Annotated in this window: 11 protein-coding genes; 10 read left to right on the top strand and 1 reads right to left on the bottom strand. The window is 50.0% G+C overall.

Features of this window, described 5'->3' with window-relative positions; translation table 11 throughout:
- Nucleotides 1-56 precede the first annotated feature (56 nt).
- From H6G46_RS16690 to H6G46_RS16730, 10 genes are all read left to right on the top strand, one after another.
- On the top strand, nt 57-3,632 hold the full coding sequence (locus tag H6G46_RS16690; RefSeq protein ID WP_010873166.1) for an AAA-like domain-containing protein: 3,576 nt from the start codon (nt 57-59) through the stop codon (nt 3,630-3,632).
- 342 nt (nt 3,633-3,974) lie between these two features.
- A complete protein-coding gene (locus H6G46_RS16695; protein WP_010873167.1) occupies nt 3,975-4,763 on the top strand; it encodes a V4R domain-containing protein in 789 nt (262 codons plus the stop codon).
- Nucleotides 4,760-5,170 carry a hypothetical protein gene (locus H6G46_RS16700; protein ID WP_010873168.1) on the top strand — a complete coding sequence of 137 codons (411 nt, stop codon included), beginning with the start codon at nt 4,760-4,762 and terminating at the stop codon, nt 5,168-5,170. Before H6G46_RS16695 ends, H6G46_RS16700 begins: the two co-directional genes overlap by 4 nt.
- Nucleotides 5,171-5,184: 14 nt before the next feature.
- Nucleotides 5,185-5,697 (top strand): phycobilisome protein, encoded by a 513-nt coding sequence (locus H6G46_RS18535; RefSeq protein WP_010873169.1) that lies wholly within the window; start codon nt 5,185-5,187, stop codon nt 5,695-5,697.
- A gap of 2 nt (nt 5,698-5,699) precedes the next feature.
- Complete coding sequence (locus H6G46_RS16705) at nt 5,700-6,365, top strand: V4R domain-containing protein (RefSeq protein WP_020862247.1); 666 nt, start codon at nt 5,700-5,702, stop codon at nt 6,363-6,365.
- Between the two features lie 31 nt (nt 6,366-6,396).
- The gene (locus tag H6G46_RS16710) at nt 6,397-6,879 is read left to right on the top strand and encodes a 2Fe-2S iron-sulfur cluster-binding protein (protein ID WP_014407123.1); all 483 of its coding nucleotides are present in this window, start codon (nt 6,397-6,399) and stop codon (nt 6,877-6,879) included.
- Between the two features lie 53 nt (nt 6,880-6,932).
- Nucleotides 6,933-7,403: a hypothetical protein gene (locus tag H6G46_RS16715; RefSeq protein WP_010873172.1), complete on the top strand. Its 471-nt coding sequence runs from the start codon at nt 6,933-6,935 to the stop codon at nt 7,401-7,403.
- A gap of 33 nt (nt 7,404-7,436) precedes the next feature.
- Nucleotides 7,437-7,748, top strand: a complete 312-nt coding sequence (locus tag H6G46_RS16720; protein ID WP_010873173.1) for a 2Fe-2S iron-sulfur cluster-binding protein — start codon at nt 7,437-7,439, stop codon at nt 7,746-7,748.
- Nucleotides 7,749-7,872: 124 nt separating this feature from the next.
- Nucleotides 7,873-8,835 (top strand): tetratricopeptide repeat protein, encoded by a 963-nt coding sequence (locus H6G46_RS16725; RefSeq protein ID WP_010873174.1) that lies wholly within the window; start codon nt 7,873-7,875, stop codon nt 8,833-8,835.
- 120 nt (nt 8,836-8,955) lie between these two features.
- On the top strand, nt 8,956-10,818 hold the full coding sequence (locus H6G46_RS16730) for a serine/threonine-protein kinase (protein WP_020862246.1): 1,863 nt from the start codon (nt 8,956-8,958) through the stop codon (nt 10,816-10,818).
- Nucleotides 10,819-10,889: 71 nt separating this feature from the next.
- Here the strand turns inward: H6G46_RS16730 and H6G46_RS16735 are convergent, their stop codons facing one another.
- On the bottom strand, nt 10,890-12,638 hold the full coding sequence (locus tag H6G46_RS16735) for a hypothetical protein (protein ID WP_231848819.1): 1,749 nt from the start codon (nt 12,636-12,638) through the stop codon (nt 10,890-10,892).
- Between the last annotated feature and the right edge of the window lie 52 nt (nt 12,639-12,690).

A 12,690-nucleotide genomic window follows, 5' to 3' on the forward strand; every position in this document is an offset into this window, starting at 1 on the left:
ATACTGTTCTAATCTCCTAATTCATTAGGATGCACCAGTAAAACATAGCTGAAACAATGTCGCCGATCGCCCTCAATTTATTGCAGTCAACCCCCTATCAGGTGGGGGGGAGCTTGGCCGCTAATCATCCCAGCTACAGTCAACGGGAAGCGGATCGGGAACTATTGGCCCAGTTGCGAGCGGGCAAATTTTGCTATGTGTTCAACTGCCGGCAGATGGGTAAATCTAGCCTGCGGGTGCGGGCCATGCATCAACTGCAACAGGACGGGGTGGTGTGTGTGTCCATTGACATCACCAGTTTAGGCACCGAAGCTGACCCTCAGAAGTGGTATAACGGCATTATTACCCAGCTTTACCTCGGTTTGCCTTTGGCGGGGAAGGTGGCCCTCAAGCCTTGGTTACGGGAGCGGGAACAACTCAGTCCCATTCAAAAGCTACGGGAATTTGTTGAAACAATCATTCTTCAAACCATTGGCGATCGCCAGATTGTCATTTTTATCGATGAAATTGATAAGGTATTGAGTCTGCCCTTTTCCCTGGATGACTTTTTTTCCTACATTCGTTTTTGCTATAACCAACGGGCCGATGACCACGAATATAACCGCCTGAGTTTTGCCCTGTTTGGCGTAGCCACTCCTTCAGATTTAATTGATAACAAAACCCAAACGCCATTTAACATTGGCCAAGCCATTGCCCTCACGGGTTTTACCCTAACGGAAGCTCTGCCCCTGAGTGCTGGTTTGCCGGTAGATGAAGTTAGCGCCCGGGAAATTTTGGGGGAAATTTTAGCTTGGACTGGGGGGCAACCCTTTTTAACCCAGAAAGTGTGCGAATTGGTGGCAGAAGCTCTACAGAAAGGGGATTTAGATTGCCAATCTCAAACTATTGCCACTACCATTGCCCAACTAATTGAAGAAAAAATTATCCGCCATTGGGAATCCAACGATGAGCCGGTACACTTTCGCACCATTGGCGATCGCCTATTAAAAGATCAAGCCCGCAGTGGGCAACTGTTGGGGCTGTACCAAGAAATTTTGCATAAAGGTGCTATTCCGGCGGACGATAGCGTTGAACAAACGGTGTTGCGACTAACGGGGCTGGTGGTGAAAGTGAAAGGGCAGTTGCGTCCCTATAACCCCATTTACCAAGCAATTTTTAACGCCCAATGGGTCAGTAAGGAACTGAACAAACTCCGACCCTATGGCACCAACCTCCAAGCCTGGATCAATTCCAATTACCAAGATTCTTCCCGATTACTGCGGGGGGAAGCCCTACGGGAAGCATTGGCTTGGGCCAGTAGCAAAAACCTCAGCGGGGTGGATTACCGCTACCTCAACGCCAGCCAAAATCAGGAACAGGAAGCTTCCCTCGCTGCCAACCAAATTTTGACTCAAGCCAATGTCAAAGCGAAACGGATGATCAGTTTTGGCATTGTGGTGCTGATGATGTCCCTGGGGGGCTCGGCGATCGCCTTGAGCCAGGCCTACTTTGCCACCCTCAAACAACAACGGAGTCAACAGGGCACAGAACTCCAACGCTTAGGCACCAGCGCCCAACGGCAATTTACCTTTGATCAAATTCCTGGTTTGGTCACCGCTTTGGAAGCCGGGAACCAACTTCATCACCTGGTCAAAGCGGATGAAACCCTTAGTCAATACCCCGCCACCAGTCCCTTGGTAAGTTTGCAACAAATTCTTAGCCAAATTGCCGAAAAAAACGTTTTGACGGGCCATCGGGACGGAGTTACCAGCGTAGCCATCAGTTCCCATAAGAATTTGATTGCTTCTGCTTCCCGGGATGGGACAGTGCACCTTTGGACACCCCAGGGGGAATTTTTACGGGAATTCACCGGCCACACAGGCAGTATCTACCGGGTGGATTTCTCCCCCAACGGCAAAATTTTCGCCACCGCTGGGCAAGATCAGACGGTCAAAATTTGGGACCTAGACGGTAATCTGCTCCAAACCCTCAAGGGCCATCAAGATTCTGTTTATAGCGTTAGCTTCAGCCCCGACGGGGAAATCCTTGCGTCCACCTCCCGAGACCGCACTGTGCGCCTTTGGCATTGGCGATCGGGTAAGACCTTGGCTGTGTTGGGGGGCCATACTAAATCCGTGGATGACGCCCAATTTAGCCCTGACGGCCAAACCCTAGTCAGCGTTTGTCGGGACGGACAAATTCGCCTCTGGGATTTAGATGGTAATCTCATCCGTCAGTTTGGCTTACCGGAGGTGGCTTTTTTTGGAGTTAATTGGCATCCCAATGGCAATCTACTGGCTGTGGCGGCGGACGATGGCACAGTGAGACTGTGGACTCCCCAAGGGGAAATTAAAGCCACCCTATCGGGCCACGATGAATTTGTTACCAGGGTGGTCTTCACCCCCGATGGCAAACAGTTATTTTCCAGCAGTAGTAATGGCAGTGTCATTCATTGGTCCACCAGCGGCAAAATGCTGAAAAAGTACCAGGGTTACCCAGAGGCAATTTTTGGTTTGGCCTTGGCTTCCAATGGAGCCCTATTGGCGATCGGTGCGGAGAATAACTTAGTGAAGGTTTGGGACATGAGCCCAAAGTCCGATTTGGTTAACCTCAATCTGCCCGCTGTACTCGGGGCGGTGGCGGAAAATGCTAAGACCAACACCATTGCTTTGGCCATGGAAAATGAGCCCTTAATTTTGTTCAACACAAAGAATAGGAGCCGACAGTTTTTATCCGATGCTAGCCAAAATCTTGACCGCCTCAAGTTCAGTGCCGATGGCCAATGGTTATTGGGGCAACGGGGTCGGCAATGGCAACTTTGGCAACTCCAGACTAAATCCCAATTGCTCAAAACCTGGAGGACGGATATTAGCCGGGTTTACGACGTAGACCTGCGTACTACTCCCACATCCCCCCAATGGGCGATCGCCATGGCCACCGGGAGCGGAGAGGTGCAACTTTGGCAGGGGACAAAAAATAACCAGACCAGTGGAAACCAGTCCCAAGGGGTTCCCATTGAATTGAATGACCCCATAGTCCTTGCCTTGGGAAACTCCATACAACGGAAAGAACCCATCCGCAGTGTTAGTCTCCACCCGACCTTGCCGCAATTGGCCGCTGGCGATGAACAGGGTAATCTCACCCTCTGGAATTTTGATGGCACCCTGATTAGAAGTATTGTGGCCCACGGCGATCGCCTCAATCAACTGCAATACAGCCCCAACGGGAAGTATCTGTTAAGCGCTGGGCGGGAAGGCACCGCCAAAATTTGGAGTGTGGAGGGACAACTATTGCATACCCTAAAAAGTGACCCCCTACCCATTGATCAGATTGCCATCAGTCCCGACAGCCAATGGATTGCCACCGCTGCCAGTGACGGCATGGTCAGACTTTGGGACCAACAGGGTAACCTCCGGGGGGAATTTACCAGCACATCAGGTTCGCTATTAGGGCTAGATTTTAATCGGCAAGGGCAATGGTTGTTAGCCGTGGCCCAAAACGGGGACCTACAAAGTTGGCCCGTCACTCCAGAGAAGGAACGGCTCCGTCAACTAGTGGAACAGGGTTGTGACTGGTTGAGAGATTACCTAGCCACGGAGAAGCAACCGGCCCAGACCTATTCCCTAGAATTTTGCCAGCCGACAGGAAATTAATCGATGTTTTTGTCAATAAAATCAAATCAAACTTAACAATAATTAATGGAGAAATTTTGATTTATCTTTCTCCCCTTGACAACGTTTTGTAACAGAGGTTTCTCCCGCCTACAAAAGCTATGTAAGAATTAGGGTTAGTTGGAACTTCAACAACAGCTTCGATTATTCTTTGTACTGAATACAAAGTGGATCGGTCATCGGCGGGACATCAGTCAAATTTTCTCCATTTAGGAAAACAGCCAGTGGTAAGTCAAAATCACTCGACACCGTGAACCCAGGACAGAGCTCTTGATTTTTCACAGCATTTGCCCGTTTTATCCTGAATCCTTTTTTAACCCATAGATGGGTTACCTGCCAAGCCAAACTGATTTTTTCACCATACCTAAGGGGATGTCGTCCATGGTTTTAACTTCCATTAGTACATCAAATATTCCGGCTAAGGTCAAAGGATCTAACTTGTTGGAACATAGTTTAAGAAAGGTTCATCCCAGCAAACATCACCACTATCAAGTAGAAGACTTCTTTTGTTTTCAAATGAATTCCGGTTCCATTGTGGACTGGAATAACTGCCGCAATGTTCTTACCAGCGAAGATTTTATCGTCGGTTTAATTGACGGCTTGCAGGAAGAAGTGGGCAACGCCTCCAGTGTGGTGATGTACAACATCGGCAAGGAGTGGGGCCATTACGATGCCGAATTTTTTAACCAGTGGTTCCCGACGGAATTTGGCTATACCAGTTCTTTGAGCGAGCTCAATCTTAACTATGTGCTAGAAGGTTGGTGGTGGCCCTTCACCGCCCAGGGCTGGGGTAACTGGGCCATTGACCTCAGTGAACAGAAAAACGGCTTTTTGTTTGTGGATATTTTCGACTCCGCTGTGGCCCGGACGTTGGGGGATGTGGGTAAGCCTGTTTGCCATATTTACGCTGGCCTGTTGGCAGGTTTCTTTAGCCGCCTGGTGAATAAGTCCCTCAACTGCATTGAAATTCAGTGCTACGCCATGGGGGAAACCTATTGCAAGTTTCTGATTGGTAAGCAAGACCGCATTGATGCCGCCACTTTCTGGCAAAACGAAGGGGCCAATGCCAACGATATTGCCACCAAACTCGTCAAAGGGGAATACCTGAAATGATTCATCAAGCCCAGTGGGGGCAAATGAAGGTAGGGGATTTTTTCCGGGGCTACAACTGGCAGGGAGCACCGCCAGTGCTGGAATGTTCGGTAACGGAAGAAAGTTTGGATAATTTACCTTCTTTGCTCTGTCTGTCGGTGGCGGACTTTTTTACCCAGGCAAATTGGACTGGTCAGCGCCCCCATGCTCCAGAGGAAAATTTACCGGCCCTACATCGTCCCAAAGCTCCTCCCCGTCCCCTTTCTCTCACTGCTTCGGTGGCGGAATTTTGTCGGGGCATTGATTGGCATGGGCAAAGTTTATCGAGGGGAACCTTACCCCAGGCTAAGGCCCCAGTCCAGTCCAGGGAACCAGTGGCCAAGCTTGAACCAACCATCGGCTTGGAAGATCTTTCCGATTTATTTTAAGGACCCGTAAAACTATGCAAAAAGATTTTGAACGGCTTTTTCATCGGGCCGAAGACCACTATCTCCAACCTCCGGAAATCATTTCCTTTCATAAGCAACTGGGGTTGATGCGGGAACGGTTGAGTGCTTACCGTCTACTCCGGGACAACGAAATTGTCATTTTTCAGGCGATCGCCGATCGGTTAGAAGAGGAATTTAGCAACGTCCCGGCAACCCAATTACAACAGGCCCTTCTGCACTGGATTAGCGTTTTGCGCTATGGGGCCATGGCCATGCTCCTCAGTAATCCGGAATATCTCCAATACCGTTTACTGGAATGGCTCGAAGGTATGGTTCAAGCCCACGACCTATTGGCGATCGAAATCCGACTATCCGCATTACTCAAGGAACAGTTGGAGTCCCTCTTGGGTGGCCCCCAATACCGTCTCCTAGAACCCTTTCTAGTTCAGGCCGACCAAACCATCCTCGGCCAAGCCCCCGCCGCCGTTGCAGAGGAAGAAGCAGAAATGATGACCCTAGGAGAGTAACCATGATTGATGTCAATGCCCTAATTAATGCCCAACCCCCCAAAGGCAACTACTTTGCCCCCGACGTTTACCTCCAAGGAGACAACGAATTTGGCCTTTTGGAAAACCGCAGTGGGGCTCGCCTCATTGCTTTGCCAGACACCTTAATTAAGGGTTTATTTACGGCCATCGATTCAGAACTCGGCATTGGCGCTGGGGTAGCCCTCACCGCCTGTGGCAAAACCTGGGGCAGTGCTTTCTACAAACGCTTTGCCGATGAACTCCAGGAGTATTACGGCAAACCCATCCAAGCGATGGAAATGGTGGAATTTCTGCAAACCTTTAAACAGTGCTGGAAATCCCATGGTTACGGCCTGGTGGACATCGACTTAAAGTACTACCAAAACGGCTTCATTGTCGCTGAAGTGGTCAATTCTCCCTTTGTAGCCTGTGCTCCCCAGGGTAAATGCCCCATGGGTTTCCTGGAAGCGGGAATTCTCACCGCCTTTTTCTCCCAGTTAACGGGGGAAAACCTCCACTGTGAACAGACCACCTGTGAATCCCTAGGGGCAGAAAAAAATCTGTTCATCCTCGGTCTCAAGGAACGGCTCAAACCAGTTTCTGCTTGGTTAACAGAAGGCCATGACCATGCCACCATTATGGAATTGCTCTGTCGCCAACAGGGTTAATGCCATTGTTGCCAGTACTAAGGAGGATTGTGTGGCTAAAACTATTAAGCTCGACCCCATTGATTTAAAAGTCGCCATCGAGACCAACGATAACCTGCTCTCGGGGTTGCTCGGTCAGGATTTACGGATCATGAAGGAGTGTGGTGGTCGGGGTATGTGTGCCACTTGTCACGTTTACATCACCGCTGGGATGGAGAGTCTTTCTCCCCTCAACCGTCGGGAGCAGCGCACCCTAGAGGTGATCACCACCCACAATCGTTATTCCCGTTTGGCTTGCCAAGCCCGGGTGTTGGATGAAGGCGTGGTGGTGGAATTGCCCGCTGGGATGTACGTCAGTGAAATTGAGGACATCGAGGAGCTGATTGGCCGTCGAGCGGAGGAAAATATTCTCAATCCTCGGGATGGGAGCATCCTAGTGGAAAAAGGTAAGTTAATTACCCGTTCCATGATTAGTCAACTAGATGACCAGTTACAGGCGGCCAAAATTCAGATTGTCAACGATACCGATGAATAATTTCCTGGCTGACTGTGGCGGTTTAATGTTTGTTTTTATGAGGATTCTTATTTATGTTTAAGCCGTTGACTCGTCTCACCATTGATGCGGATGGTCGCTATGCTACGGACCAGGAGTTGCAATTCCTCCAGGACTTTTTAGACACAGCGGAAACCCGTATCAGTGCCTACGAAAAAATCCGGGATAGTGAAGAGCAAATTATCCACCGTTGGGAAGCCCAAAAGCGGGGTCTACCCCAGGATACTTTCCACATGGGCAATCGGGATGTGACGGAAATTTGCCGGCGGGACATGACTAATGTGTTCCGTTGTTCAATTACAGCCATCCTGTTTGGGGATTTGGACCGTCTGCGGGAGGGTCTATTAATTTGGTATCAGACCATTGTGCGGGCTTACAACTATACTGAATACGCCAAGATTAGCTATAAGGTAATTCAGGAAACCATTAAGGAATTTCTGGAGCCGGATGAGGTGGCCATGGTGTTACCAGCACTGAAGTTAGACCACACCATTCTTAGTAGTTAATTTGCTAGTTTCAGTCCATTGTTTGGGTCATTCATGGGTGCAATTTATTCCGTCAATTTAGTCAATCCAGCTACGGGCAGTGATGTCACCATTGAGGTGGCGGAGGATGAGTTAATTCTAGAAGCGGCGGAAAATCAGGGATTGGATTTGCCCTATTCCTGTCGGGCAGCTTCCTGTGTGGCCTGTGCCGGTCGTTTGCTGGAGGGGACGGTTGAGCATACGGATAAAGGCTCCGATTTCCTCAAGCCGGAGGAGTTGGCGGCGGGTTGTGTGTTGCTCTGTGCGGCCTATGCCACTTCTGATTGCAAAATTCTTACTCACCAAGAGGAAGCGTTGTTTGGTTAGGCCCCGGAATGTTAGTCCAGCGGAGTTTTTCCTGAGGATGCCCAAGCTGTTCAAATTACGTTGATGAGTTTTTTTAGCTCTAGCAATCTGTGTTTTACCCATTGTCGACAAAGGAATCAGGATTATGATGGAAAATCAAGTTAATGAGCAAACAGTAACTTCCCCAGAAAATGGATCCTCAGCCACCGGCTACAACTCCGGGATCTGGGATGGGCTGTCGGTGGTGGCCTTAATCGGTGGGGCGATCGCCAGTGTGGTCTTGCCTGCTAACCCAGCGGCGGGGGTAATTCCAGTAGCAGCAGGGGTGGGACTGCATTTGTTTAACCGTAAGCAGTTGGAAGAGCATTTACTGGCTAATCAACGGGCCACAGCGGCTCAAATTGTCCAGTTGGTCAATCAAAATCAAGCCCACCTACAGGAGTATCTACAAAAATTCCAAGGAGATATTCAAACTTCCCTTGGCCAACAACAACAGGCGATCGCCGCGAACCAAGAAAATTTGACCAAGGCTTTGGCAGAAAAATCCCTAGCTCTCCAAGGGAAGTTGGAAGCTTTCCAAGCCGCTGCTGCCCAAACCCATGCCGGTTTGGATATTAAACACCAAGACCTGCTGGCCGTGGTGACCGAATTACGCACCATGGAAGGTTGCACCCAGAGTCTTGCCGCCTATCCCCACGCCGAAGCCTATTACCAAAGGGGTTTAAGCCATTACCGTTTAGAAGATTGGGCCGAAGCCGTGCGGGATTGTACGGAAGCCATCCGCCTTAGGGGGGATTTGGCCGGCGCTTTTCACCATCGAGGCATGGCCTACGCTCGTTTGGATAACCGCAAGCAGGCTACAGACGATCTGCGTCAGGCCTACAAGCTCTATTTTGACCAGGGGGATTTGGACAGTTATGAAGTCGCCCGAGCGCTCCATAAGCAGTACTATGAAGGGCCAGTGGAAGACCTAGAGCTAGAGCCGACCCCGGTAATGCCCCCGGCGGAGGGAGTTGGCCATGAGGCCTATATTGCCGATCCAGACCGGGAAATTAAACCCCTGTTGGCCGAAGAAAGCGATACCACCGCAGCTAACCTATTTGGTTAAAACTCCAGTTTTAGCCCCCCGGCCAAGACTTTCTCTATTGCCTCCCAGACAACAACAACAGTAATAATCGCCTAGGACAAAGGTAAGATGGAATCACTCCCCGTCCTAGGCGTATTTTTTATGGTAAAGACTGCCAATGTGGCGGTTATGCCGCTGTTTCCCCGCTCCCAATATAGAATCATTGGACAGATCGGACAGGGACAGTTCGGGCGGGTTTACTGTGCTATTCACCGGACTACGGGCAAAATGTATGCCCTGAAGGATTTAGAACATCGGGTATTTCCCACTAATAAATTTCTGCGGGAACTGTCCTATCTGTTGACCCTGCGCCATCCCAACATTGTGGCTTGCCATGGTTTGGAGTACCATCCTGGGGGCCGCTATTTGGTGATGGATTACTGTGAGGGGGGAACTCTGCGGGACATTATTGATGGGGACGGAGATTTATGTTTGGCGGGAAAAATAGATTTATTAAGACAAATATTGCTGGGTTTGGCCCAAGCCCATCAGCATGACATTGTCCACTGTGACCTTAAACCGGAAAATATCCTGTTAATACCCCGGGCAGAGGGATGGCAGGTAAAAGTATCAGATTTTGGCATTGCTCGCCTAACAGCTAAAACGGGCAATCCTAATTTCAGCAAGGGTTACACTGGTTCTCCCGCCTATATGGCCCCGGAACGGTTCTACGGCAAGTTTTCTGTAGCTTCCGACATTTATGCTGTGGGTATTTTGCTGTACGAGCTCATCGTCGGCGATCGCCCGTTTTCAGGATTTCCTAAAGCGTTGCAGGCAGCCCATCTCAATGTCCGCTTAACCTTACCGCCGGAATTTCCTCCCTTACTTGCCCCCATTGTCCAACGGGCTTTGGAGAAATTACCCCAAAGACGATTTCCCAATGCCACAGCCATGGCCAGTGATTTGGCCACGGTTCAAAAACAAATATTGGAACAGGATCCCCCCAGGGGTAACGGCTATCTTTACCATCACTTGGCTCCAGCTCCGCTAGCCTTTACGGCCACAGTCAAACACAGTACTCCCTTGTTATTTCCCATTAGTCACCTAACTGGGGCAGGACTTTGGTTATACCTAGGCAATGGGGCCGAACTGTACCTATGGGAGTATGGCGATGGAAATGTGGAGCACCATCCTTTGCCCCGCTGGGCGTTGGGTTTACCGGGAACCATAGCTAATCTGGAAGTAAATCAAGACCAAATTAGCCTCTTAATCCAGGGAGGTGAACCAGGAGAATGGCAATTTTACCAGTGGCGAGAAACCCTACTTGGCGCTCTCTCTCTCCCCAAACCTCGCATTAATTTGCGGGCAGAGCGTCTGTTGGCCAATCTAAGCCCCGGTGGTAAAACTTTGGCAGTGGTAGTAGGCGATCGGGACAGTGAAAAAGGCCATTTTCAATTATGGCGCACTGACCACAGCTTACCTGTGGCTGCAGCCGTAGTAATTCGATGGCCGGATCAACTGCTCACCCTAGACCAAAACCATGGCCTGTTGGTGCAGTCTCAATCAACGGCAAGTTATTGTCATACTATTTTTTTCCTGTTTAATCGGCGGGGGTCCCTGTTTCCAGCCTTTCGCCTTTCTTTTTTGGTATTTCAATTGGTAGTTAATCGCTACTCCCGCAACCATCTGTTTGGCTTGGCCGATAATGCTCCCTACACTGGTATTTTGATTCGTCTGCAACCCCTGAAAGTCAATCGCATTGCCCTAACTATCCAGCCCCAATTCATTGAGCCTTTTCCCTGGGGTTATCTACTAGCCGATCGCCATGGGGAAGTAGCTTTGTTGGACTATGAAGGTTTTTTATTTGGCAATTTTTCCCTCGGGGAAACCATCACGGCGATCGCCCCCATGGGTCGCTATCTCTGTTTATTTGCTACCTGGCAGGGCAATGGGGGAACTTTACGTCTTCTGGATTTGGGTCCCCAAGTGGAAAACATTATTCGCCAACGCCAGGAAAAACGCTAAAACCACAGACTGTAAGATTGGATTTCTGGCTAGTCATGGTGGAATTTTTAGAATAAAAATTGACAAAATCCCTAAAAGTCTAGGTCAACTCCCAAAGATAAGCGCAGGGTGCCCAATCCCAACTCCTGGGGAGTGAGGAAACGGGTTTCAAAATAGCCCAACATATGGCGTAGTTCCGGCCTACCTTTGGATTGTCCCGTTACCCCCATGGCAATTAAAACCGCACAATAACCCTTGGTATCGCGACAGCGACGCTCCCAATTTTTTTTCGCCTGGCGGTGGGCCGGGGCATCAAGGAGAAATTCTCCAAAGAGAAACAATTTATCCTGGCCGGTTTTGAGGATACCCAAGTCATACCTAGTTTCCGTCCAGCAGTCTCGCCCCGCATTAAAACCCAGTCCGGCGATTTCTCCCTCTTGCTGTAACCGGCGAATTAAATCTTTGGCCTTAGGACGGCTAGTTTGGATCATCAACACTGGCATGCCATCCCCCTTTTGCCGAAATTCACTGGCTTGGTAATGAACCATCGGGGAGGAACGGAGACTATGCACTAAGTCCCAGGGCACCATACCCAAACTCATATACGAATTATCGGGAATTAAATCATCTTCCAACAGATCATCATCGTCTTCTTCCTCTTCCTCATCAAAACCCAATTGCCCCAAAAACTCCGCCGTTAGCTCCGGTTGGGTGGAAAGCTGCACCAATAGCTGTTCCTTGGTGTTCTTGGGCTTGAGGGGATGTTTGACCTTCACTTCTTTGGTAATTAGCTCGACATTTTCCGCTTCAAAATCGCCGTGGTGGGCTTTGACAAAATGGGCCAATCCTTCCAGGGCACAGTAAATCGCTAAGGCCTCCTCTTCGTCGATAAACGGACGAATGCCTTCTAGGGGATGGATACTGCCGAAAATGGCTGTGGCCTGGTTATCTTGGCTAGCTGGGAAAAATGGCGGGTTTGCCCTCGGCAGGGTTTCTCCCTGGTCTCCGGCTTCGTAGTTAATGAACCAACAGTCCTGGGAGAGAAAAACCTGTTCTAGGCATTGGTTATCGTCCTCACCCATGGCCATTGCCCGAAAGGTTTTCAGGGATTCCAGGGAACGGTAGAGGATGATGCCATATTCTTCCCCCAACATTCCCATCACACAGGCGTAGAGGGGGGGCACTCCCTCCAGGGTGGGAATTTGGATAGCGATAATGTCTAGGTCGGTCAACACCTCCCAGGGGGATAAATGCCAAATTTCCCGGGCTAACTTTTTAAGGGGGACATCGAATGCTGGAGGAATGGGAGCCGGGCGATGATCGTCAATGGTGTCAAAGGTGCGAAAGAGTTCGTCAATGAGGGGAAGCTGGGCTTGGTATTCCACATTAATATTCAGGCCCTGGAGAATTCCCCGCAGTAAAAACTGTAGCTCCCGGTTGCGGACAACAATTTTTTGGGGCCGACAGGGGGGCGCTGGCGATCGGGGCATCTCCATGGCCCGGATCAGAGTACGGACTACGGTTTCCATGCCTGAAGTTTCAGGAATCACATCCATGGAACGCACCAGCCCCTCAGTGCCATCCACCCAGAGAATGCATTCCCCTGCTTCCCCATCTTCCCTTTCCCCCAAGGATCCCCCCTGAAACGGGCGGCGATCGCCTTCCCAGACACTCGGAATCTGTGGTAGTTGCTGCAACCGATGCTGGGTGGACGAGGGCAAGGAAGATGTCATAGATGAACAATGGACAGACAAAAATATGTAGCACAGTGGCTGGGTTGGGGCATTTTCAGCGGAAAAAGCAATGCCTAGAGTTAATGACCGCACCAAGGTCCATGGCATACCCATAATCAGACCCCGCTGGTCAAGGGAAGCTCCACCAACCCTGAAACGT

Source organism: Synechocystis sp. FACHB-908, from assembly GCF_014698595.1.
GTDB lineage: Bacteria > Cyanobacteriota > Cyanobacteriia > Cyanobacteriales > Microcystaceae > Synechocystis.

Coding starts and splice junctions, on each gene's coding strand:
- H6G46_RS16690 (WP_010873166.1), top strand. CDS start 57: ATGTCGCCGATCGCCCTCAATTTATTGCAGTCAACCCCCTATCAGGTG.
- H6G46_RS16695 (WP_010873167.1), top strand. CDS start 3,975: ATGGGTTACCTGCCAAGCCAAACTGATTTTTTCACCATACCTAAGGGG.
- H6G46_RS16700 (WP_010873168.1), top strand. CDS start 4,760: ATGATTCATCAAGCCCAGTGGGGGCAAATGAAGGTAGGGGATTTTTTC.
- H6G46_RS18535 (WP_010873169.1), top strand. CDS start 5,185: ATGCAAAAAGATTTTGAACGGCTTTTTCATCGGGCCGAAGACCACTAT.
- H6G46_RS16705 (WP_020862247.1), top strand. CDS start 5,700: ATGATTGATGTCAATGCCCTAATTAATGCCCAACCCCCCAAAGGCAAC.
- H6G46_RS16715 (WP_010873172.1), top strand. CDS start 6,933: ATGTTTAAGCCGTTGACTCGTCTCACCATTGATGCGGATGGTCGCTAT.
- H6G46_RS16720 (WP_010873173.1), top strand. CDS start 7,437: ATGGGTGCAATTTATTCCGTCAATTTAGTCAATCCAGCTACGGGCAGT.
- H6G46_RS16725 (WP_010873174.1), top strand. CDS start 7,873: ATGATGGAAAATCAAGTTAATGAGCAAACAGTAACTTCCCCAGAAAAT.
- H6G46_RS16730 (WP_020862246.1), top strand. CDS start 8,956: ATGGTAAAGACTGCCAATGTGGCGGTTATGCCGCTGTTTCCCCGCTCC.
- H6G46_RS16735 (WP_231848819.1), bottom strand. CDS start 12,638: ATGCCATGGACCTTGGTGCGGTCATTAACTCTAGGCATTGCTTTTTCC.